This window comes from Streptomyces sp. NPDC034043 (genome assembly GCF_055575675.1).
This window is the reverse complement of record NZ_JBVISF010000007.1, coordinates 50,763-71,770: the sequence shown is the minus strand read 5'-3', so window position 1 is coordinate 71,770 and position 21,008 is coordinate 50,763. Positions and strand designations below refer to the sequence as shown.

Annotated in this window: 16 protein-coding genes; 5 read left to right on the top strand and 11 right to left on the bottom strand. The window is 73.9% G+C overall.

What is annotated here, in order from left to right; genetic code table 11:
* Nucleotides 1–253: 253 nt before the first annotated feature.
* The gene (locus tag ACZ51S_RS18785; RefSeq protein WP_468961486.1) at nt 254–1,216 is read left to right on the top strand and encodes a glycosyltransferase family 2 protein; all 963 of its coding nucleotides are present in this window, start codon (nt 254–256) and stop codon (nt 1,214–1,216) included.
* A complete protein-coding gene (locus tag ACZ51S_RS18780) occupies nt 1,213–2,949 on the top strand; it encodes a polysialyltransferase family glycosyltransferase (protein ID WP_468802749.1) in 1,737 nt (578 codons plus the stop codon). The genes ACZ51S_RS18785 and ACZ51S_RS18780 overlap by 4 nt, the downstream gene beginning before the upstream one ends.
* Before the next feature lie 60 nt (nt 2,950–3,009).
* Here the strand turns inward: ACZ51S_RS18780 and ACZ51S_RS18775 are convergent, their stop codons facing one another.
* The 5 genes from ACZ51S_RS18775 to ACZ51S_RS18755 form a co-directional block, all read right to left on the bottom strand.
* The gene (locus ACZ51S_RS18775) at nt 3,010–5,139 is read right to left on the bottom strand and encodes a 3-hydroxyacyl-CoA dehydrogenase NAD-binding domain-containing protein (RefSeq protein WP_468475406.1); all 2,130 of its coding nucleotides are present in this window, start codon (nt 5,137–5,139) and stop codon (nt 3,010–3,012) included.
* Complete coding sequence (locus tag ACZ51S_RS18770) at nt 5,136–6,362, bottom strand: thiolase family protein (RefSeq protein ID WP_388938543.1); 1,227 nt, start codon at nt 6,360–6,362, stop codon at nt 5,136–5,138. Before ACZ51S_RS18770 ends, ACZ51S_RS18775 begins: the two co-directional genes overlap by 4 nt.
* A gap of 245 nt (nt 6,363–6,607) precedes the next feature.
* A complete protein-coding gene (locus ACZ51S_RS18765) occupies nt 6,608–7,894 on the bottom strand; it encodes an HRDC domain-containing protein (protein WP_468961484.1) in 1,287 nt (428 codons plus the stop codon).
* A gap of 126 nt (nt 7,895–8,020) precedes the next feature.
* A complete protein-coding gene (locus ACZ51S_RS18760) occupies nt 8,021–8,683 on the bottom strand; it encodes a helix-turn-helix transcriptional regulator (RefSeq protein WP_007267191.1) in 663 nt (220 codons plus the stop codon).
* A 274-nt stretch (nt 8,684–8,957) separates the two neighbouring features.
* A complete protein-coding gene (locus tag ACZ51S_RS18755) occupies nt 8,958–9,614 on the bottom strand; it encodes a DUF3000 domain-containing protein (protein ID WP_388938548.1) in 657 nt (218 codons plus the stop codon).
* A 91-nt stretch (nt 9,615–9,705) separates the two neighbouring features.
* Between ACZ51S_RS18755 and hemE the strand changes: the two genes are divergently transcribed.
* Entirely contained in the window at nt 9,706–10,770 is a 1,065-nt protein-coding gene (gene hemE / locus ACZ51S_RS18750; protein ID WP_388938550.1) for a uroporphyrinogen decarboxylase, read from the top strand.
* Between the two features lie 81 nt (nt 10,771–10,851).
* Here the strand turns inward: hemE and ACZ51S_RS18745 are convergent, their stop codons facing one another.
* Nucleotides 10,852–12,231, bottom strand: coding sequence for an FAD-dependent oxidoreductase (locus tag ACZ51S_RS18745; RefSeq protein WP_468802747.1), 1,380 nt, complete (start codon nt 12,229–12,231; stop codon nt 10,852–10,854).
* Nucleotides 12,232–12,294: 63 nt separating this feature from the next.
* Nucleotides 12,295–13,308: a DUF4349 domain-containing protein gene (locus tag ACZ51S_RS18740; protein ID WP_468802746.1), complete on the bottom strand. Its 1,014-nt coding sequence runs from the start codon at nt 13,306–13,308 to the stop codon at nt 12,295–12,297.
* Between the two features lie 138 nt (nt 13,309–13,446).
* Between ACZ51S_RS18740 and hemG the strand changes: the two genes are divergently transcribed.
* Nucleotides 13,447–14,925, top strand: coding sequence for a protoporphyrinogen oxidase (gene hemG, locus ACZ51S_RS18735; protein ID WP_468475411.1), 1,479 nt, complete (start codon nt 13,447–13,449; stop codon nt 14,923–14,925).
* 23 nt (nt 14,926–14,948) lie between these two features.
* Nucleotides 14,949–15,662 (top strand): hydrogen peroxide-dependent heme synthase, encoded by a 714-nt coding sequence (hemQ, locus tag ACZ51S_RS18730; RefSeq protein ID WP_388938559.1) that lies wholly within the window; start codon nt 14,949–14,951, stop codon nt 15,660–15,662.
* Nucleotides 15,663–15,773: 111 nt separating this feature from the next.
* Here hemQ and ACZ51S_RS18725 read toward each other — a convergent pair whose 3' ends face one another.
* From ACZ51S_RS18725 to ACZ51S_RS18710, 4 genes are all read right to left on the bottom strand, one after another.
* Nucleotides 15,774–17,525 carry an alpha/beta fold hydrolase gene (locus ACZ51S_RS18725; RefSeq protein WP_468961481.1) on the bottom strand — a complete coding sequence of 584 codons (1,752 nt, stop codon included), beginning with the start codon at nt 17,523–17,525 and terminating at the stop codon, nt 15,774–15,776.
* 272 nt (nt 17,526–17,797) lie between these two features.
* Nucleotides 17,798–18,838, bottom strand: a complete 1,041-nt coding sequence (locus tag ACZ51S_RS18720) for a TIGR04222 domain-containing membrane protein (protein ID WP_468961479.1) — start codon at nt 18,836–18,838, stop codon at nt 17,798–17,800.
* Nucleotides 18,835–20,127 (bottom strand): MbnB/TglH/ChrH family RiPP precursor modification enzyme, encoded by a 1,293-nt coding sequence (locus ACZ51S_RS18715; RefSeq protein WP_468961477.1) that lies wholly within the window; start codon nt 20,125–20,127, stop codon nt 18,835–18,837. The genes ACZ51S_RS18720 and ACZ51S_RS18715 overlap by 4 nt, the downstream gene beginning before the upstream one ends.
* A gap of 130 nt (nt 20,128–20,257) precedes the next feature.
* Entirely contained in the window at nt 20,258–21,007 is a 750-nt protein-coding gene (locus ACZ51S_RS18710; protein WP_468475415.1) for an aminoacyl-tRNA hydrolase, read from the bottom strand.
* Nucleotide 21,008: the final 1 nt, after the last annotated feature.

The following is a 21,008-nucleotide window of genomic DNA, read 5'->3' as shown; positions in this document are numbered from 1 at the left end:
TGCCGTCGGCGTACCCGCGGCCGAGCGCGGGCAGGGGCGGGACTGCCGCCGGGCCCGATAGACCCTACATGCTCACCTCAGCCTTACGTGTCACGAAAAGGCTTCGACCGCCGAGGGAGTTGTACGTCACACCCGGGCGTTCCGGCGGCCTCTCCGGGCGCTCCTATCATGATGTCCGGTCCGTCCGTGCGGCTTCGGCGGAGGTGTGTGGGCAATGGGGAGAAGGTGAGTGCTTCCGGTGGTTACCCTTTCGGTGATCGTCGCGATGTGTGACGTCCGGGAGTTCTGCCGGACGGCGCTCAAGTCGCTGGCGCTCAATGCCCGGGAGGATTTCGAGTTCATCGTCGTGGACGACGGATCCGTTGACGGGACGTCAGAGATCCTGCGGGAAATGGTGCCGGGGATTCCCGGTGCCGTACTGATCCGGAACGAACGGAATCTGGGGATATCGGCCACCCGCAACATAGGCCTCGCAGCCGCCCGCGGACGCTTCTTCACCTTCCTCGACGGCGACGACTGGTACGCCCCGGGATATCTGGCGCAACTGGTCGGCTGGATGAGCCAGGCCGGCGTCGATTTCCTGCGCACCGGCCATGTCCGTGTCTACGGCAGAAAGCGGAAGATCGTCATGGCGCCCCTCGCGCCGAGGGCCCTTCCACTGAATCCCGCCGATTACATCGGCCCGGTCGACGCCTCGACCTTCATGGACTACCCGCAGTCCTGGGCCGGTATCTACGACCGCGAGCGCCTCCTGGAGGCCGGCGCGCTGTTCTTCGACGAGAGCCTGCGCACCGCCGAGGACCGCCCCTGGTTCTACAAACTGCACCTGCGGACGCGTTCCTTCGGAGTCGTCGACCTCCACGGCATCTTCTACCGCCGCGATGTGGCCACTTCCCTGACGAAGGTCCCCGACGAGCGGCAGCTCGACTTCCTTCCGGCCTTCCGCCTCATATTCGAGGAGCTCGCGGGACATCCGCGCGGATATGAACTCTCCTTCAAGGCGATGCGAACCCTCTGCGCGCTCATCGTCATTCACATGGACCGCGCCGAGTCGTACGAGGAACTCACCCGCGGCCTGCTGATGGAGCGGGCCGCGCAGATCCTCTTCGACCTCCCGCAGGACGTCCTCGAGGGGACGCTGGAAGGAATGGACTCCACACGCGTGAAGAAGCTCAGAGCACTGATGTCCCGTCACCTGGGCGCCGCCGCCCGATGACCCGGATATTCGCCGCCTCCACCCTCTACGGCGCGATGACGGTGGCCGCCGCCGTCGACGCCGGCCAGCTCGGCCACGACGACCGCGAGCGCATCCTGCTCGTGTGCAACAACGTCGACATCCCCGAAGTCGCGACGCCCCTGCACCAGATGCCGGGCGCCGCCGCCGTGCTCGCGCGCTTCCACCGCGTCGTCTACTGGAACGACCTCATCTACCCGTTCCACCCGGCGCTCTGGTCCCCCCGGGACGAGGACGCCCCGCTGTGGCGCACCATCATGGCGGAGAAGATCGGCATCCGGCCGGGCCCCCTGGAACTCGTCGTCGAATCGATCCAGGTCAAGCCCGCCCAGACCCTCTGCAAGATCTTCTCGGACGCCACGCTCGCCGTCTACGCCGACGGGCTCATGAGCTACGGCCCCACGCGCAACGACCTGCCCCGGAGCATCCACGGCCGCATCGAACGGGTGCTCTACCTCGACCTGGTCCCCACCCTGCTGCCCATGCTCCTCACCGAGTACGGGACCCCCTCGCAGCCGGTGCACACCGCCGCCGTCCTCAAGCTGATGGCGGAGGTCACCCACGAATGCCGGCCGATCCTCGACCGGGTGATCCCGCCGCAGCTCGCCCGGACCGGCCCGGAGAGCGCCGTCCTGCTCGGCCAGTACCTCTCCCCCCTCGGCATCCTCACCGAGGAGGAAGAGGAGGAGCTGCACCTGCGCATGTTCCGGCACGCACTGCGGCTCGGCCACACCTCGATCGTCTTCAAACCCCACCCCAGCGCCCCCTCCAGCCTCGCCGACACCCTCGGCGAGGCGGCCCGCGCGGCCGGGGTCCCCTTCCTGCTGCTCGACGTACCGGTCCTCGCCGAGACCGTCTTCGAGTACCTGCGCCCCCGCCAGGTCATCGGCTGCTTCTCCACCGGCCTGTTCACCGCCCGCGCCCTGTACGGGATCCCCGTCGCCCAGATCGGCGCGCTCGAGGTGATCCGCCGGATGCGCCCGTACGCCAACAGCAACCGCATCCCCGCCACCCTCACCCACGCCCTGCTGCCCGACCTGGACGCCCCGGCCGGCCCGCCGGCCGACCGGGTGCTGGACGTCGGCTACATCCGGGGCGAGGTCACCCCGTACGTCCAGGCCGTCGGCTACTGCATGCAGCCCAAGCGGTACGCCTTCCTGCGCCCGGTGGCCGAGGAGTACGTGGCCGCCGCCGTCGACCAGTGGGAGGGCCGGCCCGAGCTGTCCATGCACTTCAACGAGCGGACCCGGACCCGCCTGGACCTGCCCGGCCCGCGCACCTGGAAGTGGCGGCGCGGCAAGGGCTGGACCTTCCTCGCCGCCAGGGAGCGGGCCGACGACGACGCGCCCTTCACCGACATCACCCTCAGCGGCTTCGCCTCCCTCGTCGAGGCGAAGGACGACCGGGGCGTCCTGGAGGTCGGCGCGCGGCTGCTCGCCGAGCACGAGAACCTCGACCTGCTCATCGGCATGGCCCAGGCCCACATCCGCCGCAAGGAGACCGACCAGGCCAGGCGGCGGATCGAGCGGGCCATCCAGATCTCCGCGGACAGCGGGCGCGCCCTGGTCTGGCTGCGGATCGCCGAGACCGCCGCGAAACTGGGCAAGCCCGGCGACGACCTGCGCCGCGAGGCGGCCCGGCGGGCGCTGACCCTGAATCCGGACTCGCCGGCCGCCCAGCGCCTGGTCAAATCCGGTCGGCTCGGCCGCAGGTGACACGCGAACGGCCCCGCCCGCACCAGGTGCGGACGGGGCCGTTCTGCGTACCGCGGGGTGTTACGCCGGGACGCTGGCGACACCGGGGGCGAGGAACTTCTTGCCGTTCACCCGCTCGGAGACGCCCTCACGGTCGAGGTACGGGGTGATGCCGCCCAGGTGGAAGGGCCAGCCCGCACCGGTGATGAGGCAGAGGTCGATGTCCTGGGCCTCGGCCACGACACCCTCCTCCAGCATCAGGCCGATCTCCTGCGCCACCGCGTCCAGGACGCGGTCGCGGACCTGCTCCTCCGTCAGGACGGAGTCGCCCTGCACCAGGAGGGCGGCGACCTCGGGGTCCAGCTCCGGCTTCCCGGAGTCGTAGACGTAGAAGCCGCGCTTGCCGGCCTCGACCACGCGCTTGAGGTTCGGCGAGACGGTGAAGCGCTCCGGGAAGGCGCGGTTCAGGGTCTCGGAGACGTGCAGACCGATCGCCGGGCCGACGAGCTCCAGCAGCACCAGCGGGGACATCGGCAGGCCGAGCGGCTCGATGGCCTTCTCGGCGGTGACGACCGGGGTGCCCTCGTCGATGACGTTCTGGATCTCGCCCATGAAGCGGGTGAGGATGCGGTTCACGACGAACGCCGGGGCGTCCTTGGTGAGGACCGCGGTCTTCTTCAGCTTCTTGGCGACACCGAAGGCCGTGGCCAGCGAGGCATCGTCCGTCTGCTCGCCGCGGACGATCTCGAGCAGCGGGAGGATCGCGACCGGGTTGAAGAAGTGGAAGCCGACCACGCGCTCCGGGTGCTGGAGCTTGGAGGCCATCTCCGAGACCGACAGCGAGGAGGTGTTGGTGGCGAGGATCGCGTGCGCCGGGGCGACCGCCTCGACCTCCGCGAACACCTTCTGCTTGACGGACATCTCCTCGAACACGGCCTCGATGATGAAGTCCGCGTCCGCGAAGCCCTCGGCCTTGTCCAGGACACCGGTCACCAGGGCGGTCAGGCGGTTGGCCTTGTCCTGGTTGATGCGGCCCTTGCCGAGGAGCTTCTGGATCTCGGCGTGGACGTAGCCCACACCCTTGTCCACGCGCTCCTGGTCGATGTCGGTGAGGACCACCGGCACCTCCAGGCGGCGCAGGAACAGCAGCGCCAGCTGCGAGGCCATCAGGCCCGCGCCGACGACGCCGACCTTGGTCACCGGGCGCGCCAGCGACTTGTCCGGGGCGCCGGCCGGGCGCTTGCCGCGCTTCTGGACCAGGTTGAAGGCGTAGATGCCCGAGCGCAGCTCGCCGCCCATGATGAGGTCGGCCAGGGCCGTGTCCTCGGCGTCGAAGCCGGCCTGGAGGTCGCCGTCCTTGGCCGCGGCGATGATGTCCAGCGCGCGGTAGGCGGCGGGAGCGGCGCCGTGCACCTTGGAGTCCGCGATGAAGCGGCCCTTGGCGACGGCCGCGTCCCAGGCCTCGCCGCGGTCGACCTCGGCCCGTACGACCTCGGTCTCGCCCTTGAGGACCTTCGCGGTCCACAGCAGGGACTGCTCCAGGAAGTCCGCGCCCTCGAAGATCGCGTCGGCGATGCCGAGCTCGAAGACCTGCTTGCCCTTGAGCTGGCGGTTCTGGTTCAGCGAGTTCTCGATGATGACCGAGACCGCGCGCTCCGCGCCGATCAGGTTCGGGAGGATGGCGCAGCCGCCCCAGCCCGGAACCAGGCCGAGGAAGACCTCGGGCAGGGAGAAGGCCGGGATGGCCTTCGAGACGGTGCGGTAGGAGCAGTGCAGGCCGACCTCGACACCGCCGCCCATCGCCGCGCCGTTGTAGTACGCGAAGGTGGGGACGGCCAGCGCGGAGAGGCGCTTGAAGACGTCGTGGCCGCCCTTGCCGATGGCGAGCGCGTCGTCGTGCTTCTTCAGCAGCTCGACGCCCTTGAGGTCGGCGCCGACGGCGAAGATGAACGGCTTGCCGGTGATGCCCGCGCCGACGATGGAGCCGGCGGTGGCCTCCTGCTCGACCTGGTCGATCGCCGCGTTCAGGTTGGCGAGGGACTGCGGGCCGAAGGTGGTCGGCTTGGTGTGGTCGAAGCCGTTGTCCAGCGTGATGAGCGCGAAGCGCCCGGCGCCGAACGGCAGGTCCAGGTGGCGGACGTGCGCGGACGTGACGACCTCGTCCGGGAACAGCTCGGCCGCACCCTTCAGGAGCTCAGCGGTGGTGCTCACTTGGCGTCTCCCTCGGCGGTGAAGTGCGGGTTCTCCCAGATGACCGTGGCGCCCATGCCGAAGCCGACGCACATGGTGGTCAGGCCGTAGCGGACGTGCGGCTGCTCCTCGAACTGGCGGGCCAGCTGCGTCATCAGGCGGACGCCGGAGGAGGCCAGCGGGTGGCCGAACGCGATGGCGCCGCCGTACTGGTTCACCCGGGCGTCGTCGTCGGCGATGCCGTAGTGCTCCAGGAAGGCCAGCACCTGCACGGCGAAGGCCTCGTTGATCTCGAACAGGCCGATGTCCTCGATGGACAGGCCGGCCTGGGCGAGGGCCTTCTCGGTGGCCGGGATCGGGCCGTAACCCATGACCTCCGGCTCGACGCCCGCGAAGGAGTACGAGACCAGGCGCATCTTGACCGGGAGGTTGTTCTCCCGGGCGAAGTCCTCGGACGCGATGATCGCGGCGGTGGCACCGTCGTTGAGACCGGCGGCGTTGCCCGCGGTGACCCGGCCGTGCGTACGGAACGGGGTCTTCAGGCCGGCCAGGTTCTCCAGGGTGGTGCCCGGGCGCATCGGCTCGTCGGAGGTGACCAGGCCCCAGCCCGTCTCGCCCGCGGCCTCGTTGGTGTTGCGCACCGAGATCGGGACCAGGTCCTGCTGGATCTTGCCGTCGGCGTACGCCTTGGCGGCCTTCTCCTGCGAGCGCACGGCGTACTGGTCGGCGCGGAGCTTGGTGATCGTCGGGTACCGGTCGTGCAGGTTCTCGGCGGTCATGCCCATGAACAGGGCGGACTCGTCGACCAGCTTCTCGGAGACGAAGCGCGGGTTCGGGTCCACGCCCTCGCCCATGGGGTGGCGGCCCATGTGCTCGACACCGCCGGCGAGGGCGACGTCGTACGCACCGAAGGCCACGCCGCCCGCGACCGCGGTCACGGCGGTCAGCGCGCCGGCGCACATGCGGTCGATGGAGTAGCCCGGGACGGACTGCGGCAGGCCCGCGAGGATGCCGGCCGTGCGGCCCAGCGTCAGGCCCTGGTCGCCGATCTGCGTGGTCGCGGCGATGGCGACCTCGTCGATCTTCTTGGGGTCCAGGTCCGGGTTGCGGCGCAGCAGCTCCCGGATCGCCTTCACGACGAGGTCGTCGGCGCGGGTCTCGTGGTAGATGCCCTTCGGGCCCGCCTTGCCGAACGGGGTGCGGACGCCGTCGACGAAGACGACGTCCCTGACGGTACGAGGCACGTTGGCTCTCCTCCAGGTACGGGATGGCGCTGCTGCGCGGGGGCGGCCCGGCCGGTGTGGCTGAGCGCCCGCTCACCCGGCCCATGCTACTTGCGGGTAACCAATGTGCACACCCCCTCCCCGAGGAGCGGCGAAGGTCACACTCCGCCGGCGCCGGCCGGAGCGGCGGCAGACTCCCGCACAGCGGGAGGAACGCGCGCAGGCCCCCGGCTCGGGAGCCGGGGGCCTGCACGGGGTTCGGCGGCTCAGGCGGTCGCGGCCAGGGCCGTGACCAGGCCCGGGGTCACCTGCTCGATCTGCCAGGGGCGGGCGCCGTGGCCGGCCAGGGCCTGCGCCACCGCGTCCGCGTCGAGCGGCTTGGGCGGCTCCCAGCACACCCGGCGCACCGTGTCCGGGGTGATCAGGTTCTCCTGCGGCAGGTTCAGCCGCTCGGCCAGGGCCGAGACGGCCGCACGGGCCGCCGACAGCCTGGCCGCGGCGACCGGGTCCTTGTCCGCCCAGGAACGCGGCGGGGGCGGGCCCGAGGGGGACGCGCCCGGCTGCGGCAGCTCGCTCTCGGGCAGGGCCCTCGCCCGCTCCACGGCGGCCATCCACTGGTCCAGCTGGCGCCGGCCCATCCGCTGGCCGTACCCGGGCAGGGCCGACAGGGCGTGCACGTTCACGGGCAGGGCCAGGGCCGCCTCCACGATCGCGGCGTCGCCCAGTACCTTGCCGGGGGAAACGTCCCGGCGCTGCGCGATGCGGTCGCGGGACTCCCACAGCTCCCGTACGACCGCCATCTGCCGGCGGCGGCGCACCTTGTGCATGCCGGAGGTGCGGCGCCAGGGGTCCTTGCGGGGCGGGGCGGGCGGGGCCGAGGCGATGGCGTCGAACTCCTGGCGGGCCCACTCCAGCTTGCCCTGCCGGTCCAGTTCCTTCTCCAGCGCGTCCCGCAGGTCCACCAGCAGCTCCACGTCGAGCGCGGCGTAGCGCAGCCACGGCTCGGGGAGCGGGCGGGTGGACCAGTCGACGGCGGAGTGCCCCTTCTCCAGGGCGTAGCCGAGCACGCTCTCGACCATGGCGCCGAGTCCGACCCGGGGGAAGCCGGCGAGGCGGCCGGCCAGCTCCGTGTCGAAGAGGGAGGCGGGCACCATGCCTATTTCACGCAGGCACGGCAGGTCCTGGGTGGCGGCGTGCAGGATCCACTCGGTCCCGGAGAGGGCCTCGCCCAGCGCGGACAGGTCCGGGCAGCCGACCGGGTCGATCAGCGCGGAGCCCGCGCCCTCGCGGCGCAGCTGCACGAGGTAGGCGCGCTGGCCGTACCGGTAGCCGGAGGCGCGCTCGGCGTCCACGGCCACGGGCCCGGTGCCGGAGGCGAAGGCCGCGACGACGCGGGCGAGGGCCTCGGCGTCGGCGACGACCGGCGGGATGCCCTCACGGGGCTCGAGCAAGGGAATCGGCGTCGGCTGCCCATCGGACGGAACCTCGGCGTCCGGGGGGCCGCCCCCGGTGGTGGTGCGCAGGTGTGCTGCGGTCTCTTGGGCGTCGGTCACCGGTAAAGGGTATCCGTGTATGGGACGCGCCCGTCGCCGGAACGTTCCGTCGACGGGCGCGCGGGGAAGAAAGGCGGCCGGTTCCCGGGGTCTCCTGGCGGTACGCCCGGGAACCTCGGGACGGGATCAGTGGATGATCCCCGTCCGCAGCGCGACGGCGACCATCCCGGCCCGGTCGCCGGTGCCCAGCTTGCGGGCGATCCGGGCGAGGTGGGACTTGACGGTCAGGGCGGACAGGCCCATCGAGACGCCGATGGCCTTGTTGGACTGGCCCTCCGCGACGAGGCGCAGGACCTCGACCTCGCGGCCGGAGAGCTCTCGGTAGCCGCCCGGGTGGCTCGGGGCACCCGGGGGGCGGCGGTGCATACGGGCGGCGGCGGCGCCGATGGGGGCGGCGCCGGGCCGGGTGGGGAGCCCGATGTTGGTCCGCGTACCCGTGACGACGTAGCCCTTCACTCCGCCCGCGAGGGCGTTGCGCACGGCACCGATGTCATCGGCGGCGGACAGGGCCAGGCCGTTCGGCCAGCCGGCGGCGCGGGTCTCGGAGAGCAGGGTGAGACCGGAACCGTCGGGCAGGTGTACGTCGGCCACGCAGATGTCGCGCGGGCTGCCGACGCGGGGGCGGGCCTCCGCGATGGACGAAGCCTCGATCACGTCACGGACTCCGAGGGCCCACAGATGGCGGGTCACGGTGGAACGGACGCGCGGGTCGGCCACGACGACCATGGCCGTCGGCTTGTTCGGGCGGTAGGCGACCAGGCTTGCGGGCTGCTCGAGAAGAACGGACACCTAGGCCTCCTGGGGGAGTGGCGGGACGGCCGGCTTGGGGAAGGAAGCCGGTTCGCACCGTGCGGATGGTCACTGAATCCTTCGGCACGTCACCCACCCGGCTTTAGGGAATGATCACGATTTGGTGAGTAACAATTCGGGCAATTCGGACGCACGATCGATCATAGGGCGATCAGAAGGTCGCCCGGCGAACGCACTTCTGACACACCGTTACGACATCGAGCGGTCGTTCCCGTGCGCGCGCGGGGCCGGACGGCCCCCTCGGGGCGGCCGGCTACGGGTGGTGCGGACCGCGCCGCTGTGGCAGTGACACCACGCCCGTGACGTTGTCCGTCGGCCCCATCGGAGGCAGCCCCGCGATCTGGCACAGCAGCTCGCACCACGCCGCCAGGTGCGCGGTCGTGTCCGGCACCCCGCCCACCCCCTCGCGCGGCGTCCACGAGGCCCTGATCTCGATCTGGGTGGCCGGACGCCGCTCCGCGAGCCCGCCGAAGTAGTGCGAGGCCGCCATCGTCACGGTGCCGCTCGCCTCCCCGTACGCCAGCCCGCGCGCCTCCAGCGCCCCCGTCAGCCAGGACCAGCACACCTCCGGCAGCAGCGGGTCCGCCGCCATCTCCGGTTCCAGCTCGGCCCGTACCAGCGTCACCAGCCGGAAGGTGCCCTGCCAGGCGTCGTGCCCCGCCGGATCGTGGAGCAGGATCAGCCGGCCGTCGGCGAGGTCGTCCTCGCCCTCCACCACCGCCGCCTCCAGCGCGTAGGCGTACGGCGCCAGCCGCTGGGGCGGCTTCGTCGGCTCGATCTCGATCCCGGACCGCAGCCGCGCCTTGCGCAAGCCGTCGACCGCCCGCCGGAACGGGAGCGGGACGGAACTCTCCTTCGCGCTGTCCGTACCCTCGGCGCCATCTGAAAATCGTCCCTGAGCCGCAGCCATGCCGGGAAGACTAGGCGGAACGAGCGCCCGTACGGCGCAGGGACACCCGCGCCGGGCCGGGCACTTCTTCATACGTGCGAAGATTCGGGTCGTGAGTGCCAACGACCGCCCCCAGGGCCCGCCGAGCCAGACGTACGATTCCGCCTTCCTGAAGGCGTGCCGGCGGGAGCCGGTGCCGCACACCCCGGTGTGGTTCATGAGGCAGGCCGGCCGCTCACTCCCCGAGTACCGCAAGGTGCGCGAGGGCACGGCCATGCTGGAGTCCTGCATGCGCCCCGACCTGGTCACCGAGATCACCATGCAGCCCGTGCGGCGCCACGGCGTCGACGCGGCGATCTTCTTCTCCGACATCGTGGTGCCGCTGAAGGCCATCGGCGTCGACCTCGACATCAAGCCGGGCGTCGGCCCGGTCGTCGCCCGGCCGATCCGCCGCCGCGAGGACCTCGCACAGCTGCGCGACCTCACCCCGGAGGACGTCCCGTACGTCACCGAGGCGATCGGCATGCTCACGGGTGAACTGGGCGGCACGCCGTTGATCGGCTTCGCCGGCGCGCCTTTCACCCTCGCGAGCTACCTCGTCGAGGGCGGCCCCTCCAAGAACCACGAGCACACCAAGGCCCTGATGTACGGGGAGCCGGAGCTGTGGGCCGAGCTGCTCGACCGCCTCGCCGAGATCACCTCCGCCTTCCTGAAGGTCCAGATCGAGGCCGGCGCCTCCGCGGTCCAGCTCTTCGACTCCTGGGTCGGCGCCCTCGCCCCGGCGGACTACCGCCGCTCGGTCATGCCCGCCTCCGCGAAGGTCCTGGACTCCGTCGCCCCGTACGGCGTCCCGCGCATCCACTTCGGCGTGGGCACGGGTGAGCTGCTCGGCCTGATGGGCGAGGCGGGCGCGGACGTCATGGGCGTCGACTACCGGGTCGCGCTGGACGAGGCCGTCCGTCGCGTCGGCCCCGGCAAGGCGCTCCAGGGCAACCTGGACCCCGCCGTCCTCTTCTCCACCCCCGAGGCCGTCCAGGCCAAGGCGGACGAGGTGCTGGCCGCCGCGGCCGGCCTGGAGGGCCACGTCTTCAACCTCGGCCACGGCGTCCTGCCGACCACCGACCCGGACGCGCTGACCCGCCTGGTGGACTACGTCCACACCAGGACGGCCCGCTGATCCCCGCCGCCCGCCCGGGCGGCCCCCCACGCGCCGCGGGACACCGTCCCGCGGCGCGTCGGCGTTCGGGGCCCCGCAGTCCTAAACGGCCGAGCGGACCGCTGAGACGGCCTTGCGGGCGGCGACCAGCACCGGGTCCCAGACCGGGGAGAACGGCGGGGCGTACCCCAGGTCCAGGGAGACCACCTGCTCCACCGTCATCCCCGCCGTCAGGGCGACCGCGGCGATGTCCACCCGCTTCGCGGAGCCGGCACCGCCGACGATCTGGACACCGAGCAGGCGGCCCGTACGCCGCTCCGCCAGCATCTTGACCGTCATCTCCTGCGCGCCCGGGTAGTAGCCCGCCGTGTTCGTCGAGCGGATGGCGGCCGTCACGAAGCGCAGGCCCGCCTCCCGGGCGTCCTTCTCCCGCAGCCCCGTACGGGCGATCTCCAGGTCGCAGACCTTGCTGACCGCCGTGCCGACCACGCCGGGGAAGGTGGCGTAGCCGCCGCCCACGCCCGAGCCGATCACCTGTCCGTGCTTGTTGGCGTGGGTGCCCAGCGGGATGTGCCGCATGCGGCCCGCCACCAGGTCCAGCACCTCCACGCAGTCACCGCCGGCCCAGATGTCCTCGTGGCCCCGCACCCGCATCGACAGGTCCGTCAGCAGGCCCCCCGACTCGCCCAGCGGCAGCCCGGCCGCGCGGGCCAGGGCCGTACGGGGCTCCACGCCGAGGCCGAGCACGACCACGTCCGCCGGGTACTCCCGCCCGTCCGCGGTGGCCACCGAGCGGGCCCGGCCCTCCTCGTCGGCGAGGATCTTCACCACCTCGGCGTCGGCGACCGTCACGATGCCCATGGCGTTCATCGCCGCGTGCACCAGGCCGCCCATGTCCGGGTCCAGGGTGGACATGGGCTGCGGGCCCCGGTGCAGGACGGTGACCTCGTACCCCCGGTTCACCAGGGCCTCGGCCATCTCCACGCCGATGTAGCCCGCTCCGACCACGACCGCCCGGCGGCCCTCCGTACGCTCCAGGGTGTCCGCCAGGCGCTGCCCGTCGTCCAGTGACTGGATGCCGTGCACCCCGTGCGCGCCGATCCCCGGCAGCTTCGGCCGGACCGGGCGGGCGCCCGTGGCCAGGACCAGCTTGTCGTAGCCCGTCCAGGACTCGGCGCCGCTCTCCAGGTCCCGCGAGCGCACCCGGCGGCCCGGCACGTCGAGCTCCACGACCTCCGTCCGGGTGCGCAGGTCGATGCCCCGGGCACGGTGCTCCCGCGGGGTGCGGGCGATCAGGTCGTCCCGCTCGCCGACCAGTCCGCCGACCCAGTACGGGATCCCGCACGCGGAGTACGAGGTGAAGTGCCCGCGCTCGAACGCGATGATCTCCAGCTCCGCCGGGCCCTTCAGCCGCCGGGCCTGTGACGCGGCGGACATCCCCGCCGCGTCACCGCCGACCACCACCAGTCGTTCCACCGCCATCGTCCGCCCCGCCTCCGCGCCGTCGCCTGCGTGTACGGGGACACGCTACGGGCGGACCCGGCGTCAGTCCTGGAGATCCGCTCCAGTCCGTTCCGGGGCACCGGCGCCCCCGGCGGCCGGCTCCGCCGCGGCGGGCGCGGCCTGACGGGGCACCAGGGTCCGCTTGAGGCCCGTCCTCGGCTTCGCCGGGCGGAAGCGGCGGTACGCCCTGAACCCGAGGGCCAGCAGCCCGGCGGCGATCACGAAGGGCAGGACCGCCGCCACCGCGAGGGCCAGGTAGCGCACGAGCGTGACGAACACGTCCCAGCCGCCGCTCAGGGCATCGCCCAGACCCGGCTCCTCTTCCTCCCGGGGCTTCTCCGGCCCGGCGGCGGGCTCCGAGACCGACACCGTGATCGTGCCCAGCGAGGTCTGGTCCTTCAGCGCGTTCTGCTGGGCCAGCAGCGATTCCAGGTCGGACTGGCGCCGGCTCAGCTCGCCCTCCAGCATCACCACGTCGCTCAGCGCCGAGGCCTTCTCCATCATCTCCCGCACCCGGGCCACGCTCGCCTGCTGCGACTTGACCCGGCTGTCGACGTCGGCGACCTTCTCGGTCACGTCCTGCGCCTCGACCTTCCGGTTCAGCAGCTTCCCGCTGCCCTCCAGCGCGCCGATCACCGCGTCGAAGCGTTCACCCGGCACCCGCAGGGTCAGCGTCGAGGTCAGCCGGCCGTCGCGGCCGCGCTCGGTGGACTCGTTCCCGACGTACCCGCCCGCGCCCTCGGCCGCCGTGCGCGCCGTGGCGAGGGCCTTCTGCGGCTCGGCCGTCTCGATGGTCAGCGTCCCCGTACGGATGACGTGCGGGCGCAGCGGCGCCTGCGACCCGGTCTTGGAGTCCTGGGCCGCCGCCGGGGGAGCGGCGGCCCCGGCCCCCGGCTTGCCCGGGGCGGCCGCGCCCTCCCGGGGGCCGGCGACCGCCGCCCGGTCGGAGGCGGCGCTTCCGCCGCCGTCGGCCCCGCAGCCCGTGAGCACGAGGGCAGCCGCGAGCGGGAGGCCGGCCAGCATCGCGGCGCGGCGGTGTCTGTGGAGCGTGTGCATCGTCAGTACCCCCGGGGATCGGCTGATGTCCCCGGTTCGACGTCCGGCGGCCCCCGCCGGGTTGCGCCCGCGAGGTTCCGGCCCGGTTCCGATGCGGTCACGTTCAGGCCTCACCGGCCGGTCTGAGACGATGTGTTCATGCACGAAGCGGACACACGTACGGACCGGCCGGGCCCCTCGCGGCACGCCGTCGTCATCGGCGGTGGCATCTCCGGCCTCGCCGCCGCCCACCGGCTGCTCTCCGACGGAGTCCGCGTCACCCTCCTGGAGGCCGGCCCGCGCCTCGGCGGCAAGCTGTACGCCGGAGAACTCGCGGGGCACCCCGTCGACCTCGGTGCCGAATCCGTGCTCGCCCGCCGTCCCGAGGCGCTGGAACTGGCCCGCGCCGTCGGCCTCGGCGACGCCCTCCAGGCCCCGGCCACGACCACCGCCCGGCTGTGGACCCGGGGCACGCTGCGGGAGATGCCGCGCGGGCACGTGATGGGCGTCCCGGGCGACACGGCCGCGCTCGCCGCCTCCGGCGTGCTGTCCGCAGAGGGCCTCGCCCGCATCGCCGCCGACAGCGGGCTGCCGCCCACCGAGGTCGGCGAGGACGTGGCCGTCGGCGAGTACGTCGCCGCCCGGATGGGCCGCGAGGTCGTCGACCGGCTGGTCGAACCGCTGCTCGGCGGGGTCTACGCCGGCGACGCGTACCGCATCTCCCTGCGCGCCGCCGTCCCCGCCCTCTACGAGGCCGTCCGCACCCACCGCACGCTGACCGAGAGCGTCCGCGCCCTCCAGAGCGGGGCCGCGGCCCGCGCGGCCGCCGAGCGGACCACCGTCATCGGCGCGGCCGCCGCCGGCGCCTTCTTCGCCGGGATCTCCGGCGGCATCGGCCGGCTGCCGCTCGCCGTCGCCGAAGCCTGCCGGGCCGCCGGGGCGCGGATCCTGACCGGCACCCCGGTGCGCGGCCTCACCCGTACGCCCACGGGCTGGCGGGTCACCGCCGACGGCGAGGCCGTCGACGCCGACGCCGTGGTCCTCGCCACCCCGGCCGGACCCGCCGCCGGGCTGCTCGCCGGCCTCGCCCCGGCGGCGGCCGCCGGGCTGCGCGAGGTCGAGTACGCCTCCATGGCCCTGGTCACCATGGCCTTCCGGCGCTCCGACCTGCCCGCCGCGATCACCGACGGGAACGCCAGCGGGTTCCTCGTACCGCCCGTGGACGGCCGCACGATCAAGGCGTCCACCTTCTCGAGCAACAAGTGGGCCTGGGCCGGGGCCGATCCCGGGCTGTTCCTGCTGCGCACCTCCATCGGCCGCCACGGCGACGAGGGCGACCTCGAAAGGGAGGACTCCGAGCTGGTCGACGTCTCCCTCGGCGACCTCGGCGAGGCCGTCGGGCTGGCCGCCCGGCCGGTGGCCGCCACCGTCACCCGCTGGGACGGCGGACTGCCCCAGTACCCGGTCGGCCACCTCGCCCGGGTCGAGCGGATCCGGTCCGCCGTGGCCGGGCTGCCGGGTCTCGCGGTCTGCGGGGCCCTGTACGACGGGGTCGGCATCCCGGCCTGCGTCGCGAGCGCCGGGAAGGCGGCCGACGCGGTGTCCGCCGCTTTGGCCACCCCTGGGACAGACCACTGATCAGCACACGGGACAATGGACACATGACTGCACCAGAGAAGATTCCCAACGCGGGGAAGAAGGCGAAGGACCTCAACGAGGTCATCCGCTACACCCTGTGGTCCGTCTTCAAGCTGAAGGACGTCCTGCCCGAGGACCGCACCGGCTTCGCCGACGAGGTCCAGGAGCTGTTCGATCAGCTGGCCGCCAAGGACATCACCGTCCGCGGCACCTACGACGTCTCCGGCCTGCGCGCCGACGCGGACATCATGATCTGGTGGCACGCCGAGACCTCGGACGAGCTGCAGACCGCCTACAACCTGTTCCGCCGCACCAAGCTGGGCCGCGCGCTGGAGCCGGTGTGGTCGAACATGGCCCTGCACCGCCCGGCCGAGTTCAACAAGTCGCACATCCCGGCCTTCCTGGCCGACGAGGTCGCCCGCGACTACGTCAGCGTCTACCCCTTCGTGCGCAGCTACGACTGGTACCTGCTGCCCGACGAGGACCGCCGCCGCATGCTCGCCGACCACGGCAAGATGGCCCGCGGCTACCCGGACGTGCGCGCCAACACCGTCGCCTCGTTCTCGCTGGGCGACTACGAGTGGCTGCTGGCCTTCGAGGCCGACGAGCTCTACCGCATCGTCGACCTCATGCGCCACCTGCGTGCCTCCGAGGCCCGGATGCACGTCCGCGAGGAGGTGCCCTTCTACACCGGGCGCCGCAAGTCCGTCGCCGACCTGGTGGCCGGGCTCGCCTGATACCTCCCCTGGGGGGAAGGACCGGAGGGACACCCGTGACACAAGGGTGGTCTCCGGGGATCGGGAGGCCCTGCCCCCGAATCGACGCAGCCGGAGACCCCGCCCGGAAGTTCAGACGACCGGCGGCAGCAGCGCCCTGGAGGTGCTCGCCGCCCCGTCGTCCAGCGACACCGGTGCGGGCTCCGGATGCGGCGCACACGTGACGCGCCACCCCGGGGTGGCGCCCGTCAGCAGATACCGCTCCACGTGCCGGTCCACGCACGCGTTGCGTCCGCCGGCCACCCCGTGGGTGCCCGCCCCGCGCTCCGTGACCAGCGCGGCCCGCGTCCCGAGCCGCCCCTGCAGTGCCAGCGCGCCCCGGTGGGGCGTGGCCCCGTCCCGCTCCGCCGCGACGATCAGCGTGCCGGGCAGGCGGCCCGGTTCCGCCCCGACCTCGACGGGCCGCTGCCGGCGGGATACCGGCCAGGAGGCGCACGGCAGGTTCAGGAAGGCGTTGGCCCAGGTCTCGAAGGGGGCGCGGCGGGCCAGTTCGGTGTTGTCGCGGTCCCAGGTCTCCCAGTCGGCGGGCCAGGGGGCGTCGTTGCACAGCACCGCCGTGTAGACGGCCGTCGCGTTGGCCGCCTCGCGCGCCGTTCGCGGATCGCGGGCCGCCTGCCGCACGAGCGGGGCCGGGTCCCCGCGCAGGAAGGCGGCGAGGGCCGCGGCCCGGTCCGGCCACACGTCGTCGTAGTACGCGGCCTGGAGGTACGCGGCGTGCAGCTCGCCCGTCCCGACCAGCCCGCCCGCCGGGGTGCGGGCCACGGCCGCGCGGACCTTCTCGTAGCTGCCCTGCACGGCCCGCGCCGTGGTGCCGAGCCCGTACGTCGCGTGGTGACGGGCCGCCCAGGCGCGGAAGTCGGCCCAGCGGCGCTCGAAGCCCGGGGCCTGGGCGAGGTTGTTGAGGTACCAGATGCCGCGCGGGTCGGGGTCGACCGCCGAGTCGAAGACCATGCGGCGCACGCGCTCCGGGTGGCGGGTGGCGTAGACGGCCCCGAGGTAGGTGCCGTACGAGGCCCCCGTGAAGGTCAGCCGCCGCTCGCCGAGCGCGGCCCGGAGCACGTCGAGGTCGCGGGCGTTGTTCAGGGTCGTGTAGTGCGCGAGCGCGGAGCCGGCGTGCCGGGCGCAGCCCTCGGCGTAGGCCCGGGCGGCGGCCAGCCGTTCCCGCTTGTGGGCGGCGGACGGCTCGGCCGGGACCTGGGTCGGCCCCTGCGGCCACTCGGCCGGGTCCTGGCAGGCCAGCGGGGTGGAGCGGCCGACTCCGCGCGGGGCGTAGCCGACGAGGTCGTAGGCGGCCGCGATGCGCCTCCACGCGGGGCGGTCGGCGAGCAGCGGGAAGTACATCCCGGAGGCGCCCGGTCCGCCGGGGTTGTGGACGAGGGCGCCCTGCCGGGCGGCGCCGCCGCGGCCGCTCGCCGGGACCCGGCTGACGGTGAGCGAGATCTGCGGGCCGTCGGGGCGGGCGTAGTCGAGCGGCACCCGCAGGGTGGCGCACCGCACGGGATCGGGCAGTTCCTCGACGGCGGGACACGGCCGGAACTCCAGCCGCCCGCTCCCGGCCCGGGGCGGGGGCACGGGCCGGGTCCCCGGCGCCGGAGCCCCCACCGCCCCGGTGGGCCCGCCCGCCGGCCGCAGCGCGGCGGCAGCGGCCGCCCGCCGGGCGACGAGCTCCGCTCCGGCGTCCTCGGCGGCGGTGCTTCCGCCCCCGGGCCCGTCCCCGGTGCCGGCCCCGCTCGCCCGGGCCGGCGCGGGGGCGCACAGGGCGAGGCAGAGCGCCGCGGCGGCGGCCCCCTGCCGTAGGCGCGGCGTCGTCCGGTACGTCCGCATGGCGGCCCCTTCATCTCATCGTCCGGTCCGATGAGATGCCAGGACCGCGCGCCCGTACAGGCACACCGCCGGAACGCCGCGCCGGGTACGCCCTCTTGCCGTAGACCTCACGGCGTGTCGCGCCCCGGCGCCGCCCGCCGCTCCGGGTCCCGTACCGCGCGCGGTCCCCGGCCGGCCGAATCCGCCCCGTCCGCCGGGAGGGCCGGCGAAGCCCGCGCCACCACCGGCACGGCGGCCCACCGCATCGGCCGAAGACCGCCGGTGATGCTCGGTCAGGAACTGCTGGAGCAGCTCGAACCGGAGGAACCGCCGCAGCTCGAACCGCTGGAGCAGCTCGAACCCGAACCGCCGGAGCAACTCGAACCGGACCCACCCGAACCACCGGAACACCCGTGGCCCGAGCCGCCGGAACAGCCGCTCACCGAGGCTCCGCAGCCGCCCGCCCCGGAGGAACCGCCACCGCCGTCGCTCATCGCGCACCAGAGCACCGGAAGCGGCTCCGCCCATGCCCCGGACGTGCCCGCCGAACCGGTCCCGCGCCCGCGGGACTGCGCCGCCGCCAGCCGGGTACCGCGGGCCGCCGGCACCAGCTGCCCGCGCAGGTACGGATCCGGCAGGCCCCGCAGCCCGAACAGCGCCGTCCGCACCCAGGGCGCCGGATCGGCCGCGTACCGCTCCCGGAAGGCGGCCAGGGCCCGCCGCCCCGCCGGGGTGATCCGCCGCCCGGCCCGCCGCGCGCACACCAGGCCCGCCACGATGCCGCCCAGCAGGGCCGGGAGCACGGCGAGGGCGAACGGAACCCCGGGTTCCGGGTCCGCCGGCAGGAAGATGAAGGTGAGCGGCAGCGACAACGGCAGCATCACCAGGCACACCACCGCCTGGGCCAGCCCCCGGCGCCGCACCCCGCGCCCCGCGCCGGGGGCCGAGAGCAGCCCGCGCGCCGCCAGCGCGTCCCCGGTCTCCTGGACGGCCGGCTCGCACATGGCGGCGTACCGCACCTGGTAGAGCCACCCCGACGGCGCCCGGGACAGCGCCAGCAGCACGGCCCGCTCGACGGGGTCCGCGCCCCGCGCCCCGGGCCGCGCCTGCACGATGCCGGGGCCGCCGACGACCAGCCGGCCGTCCCCGAGCAGCGAGACGAGCGCGGTGTCGACCACCGTCCCGGGGCCGCCCGCGAGGAACGCCGCCTCGGACAGGTCGTGCACGGCGGGCGCGGGTCCGGGCACCGGCGGCCGGGAGCGGCGCAGGGCGCGCAGCAGCAGGAGGGTGGAGACGGTCACGGCCGCCCAGACGGCGACGGCCAGGGTGTTCACGGCGACGCCTTTCCCACGAGGGCGCGCGCCCAGCGGGTGAAGCGGCCCGGCGGCCGCACCCCCGCCCGCTCCCGCCACCAGTCGGCGAGCCGCCCGCGCGCGGCCGGGTCGGCCGGCAGCTCCCGCACGAGCAGGTGCTCGGCGAAGTCCAGCGCGTCCCGGCGGTATCCGGCCGTCATCGGGCGGCTGCGGGCGTACCGCAGGAAGGCCGTGCGGTACGCGGCGGGACCGCCCAGGATGCCGGGCAGCTCCGGGGCCACCTTCGCGACCACCGAGGCCCGCTTGGCGGCGAGCGCCCGCGCCTGCACGCGGACCCGCTGCCGGTCGAAACCCTCGGGTACGGGTGTCCCGGCGACCAGCGCCGACAGCAGGGCCGCCTGCCCGAGCGCCAGCCGGGTCCGCGCGGTCTCACCGGCCGTGCCCGCCGCGTCCTCGCGGAGGGTGACCCGCTCGCGCAGGGCGCCGGGGGGCCCGCCCGCGTCCACCACCGCGCGGATCCGGCCCAGTTCGGCGGCCAGCTCCGCCTCGGGCGGGAAGTCGTCGTCCCGCTCCAGCAGGACGCCGGGCGGGTCCACCCGCTCGCGCAGCCGGGCCAGGACGTCGAGGACCACGGGCGGCACGGGGTGGGCGTGGGTGTCGTGCCAGACGCCGTCGCGCTCCACGCCCCCGGCGACGTGCACGTACGCCAGCGCCTCCAGCGGGATCCCGTCCAGCACGGCGGCGGGGTCCTCGCCGCGGTTGACGCGGTTGGTGTGCAGATTGGCCACGTCGACGAGCAGCCGTACGCCGGTCCGCTCGACCAGCTCGGTCAGGAACCGGCCCTCCGTCAGCTCCTCCCCGGGCCAGGTGATCAGCGCGGCGATGTTCTCCAGGGCCAGCGGCACGGGCAGCGCGTCCTGCGCGATCCGGACGTTCTCGCAGAGCACGTCCAGCGCGTCCCGGGTCCGGGGCACGGGCAGCAGGTGCCCGGCCTCCAGCAGCGGCGAGGAGGTCCGTACGAAGGCGATGTGCTCGGTGACCAGCGGCGACCCCAGGGCCACCGCCCGCTCCCCGAGCGCCGCCAGCTTCGCCGGGTCGGGACGGTCTGCCCCGCCGAGGCCCAGCGAGACCCCGTGCGGCACGACGCGGACCCCCCGCTCGCGCAACCGCACCAGGGACTCGGGCAGGTGGCCCGGGCAGACGTTCTCCGCCACCACCTCGACCCAGTCCAGGCCGTCCAGCCGCTCGACCGCGTCCGCGATCTCCGGCCGCCAGCCGATGCCCACCCCCAGGCGTTCCATGGGCTTCATGTCCCCCTCGCCCCCTTCACGGACCGTGTGCCGAAGTGATGACCTCCCACGGGCACGCCCAACCACGGGGAGGGGACGTTCAGAGCAACATTTGAGGTTCCCGCCGCTTCAGGGCGGGTTCAGGGCGGGTTCACAGCCGGGCGCGCAGGGCCGGGTGGTCCGAGACCACCGTGCAGGAGCCCGGGGCGATCTCCGTGAAGCCGGCGTCCCGGACCACCGGCAGGCCGCTCCCGCTCAGCCGCGCCCACCGCTCGCGCGGGGCGGTGCGTACCGCCAGCCGGAAGCCGGAGGCCTGCCACAGGGCCCGCTCGGCCGAGGTCAGCTCCCACCAGGCCAGCTGCGCCCCGTGCCCGGCCTGCGCCATCGCCTTGCCCGCCGACATGTCGAGGTCCGGGTTCAGCCACAGCACCGGGACGCCCGGCTCGGCCGGACCGGCCGGCCCGGGGTCGTCCAGGTCGGTGCCCGACACCTGGAGCTTGGCCAGCTCCTTGGGCCAGCCGTCCAGCGGCACCGGCGGGAAGACGCGGACCTCGGACGCCTCCCCCTCCACGGTGACCCCCGGCAGGGTCCCCGCCTTGCGCCACTCCGCCCCGCGCGCCCGCCGGACCACCTTGCGGATCCGCGCGTCCTGCCAGTCGCGCACCGCCCCGGCCCACTCGCCCTCGCCGTGCGACCGCTCGTCCGCCAGCAGGACCAGCACCGCACGGGCCGCGGTCTCCAGCGCGTCGGTCCGCGCCGGCGGGTCGGTCTTCTCGATCCGCACCACCAGCGGCAGGACGAACTGCGGGGCCTCGTCGCGCGGGGCGTGCTCGCGCCGGAAGGGGCTGTCCGCGCCGACCGCGGGTACGTCTGTGGTCTCGTTCGGGTGCTGGCTGCTCATC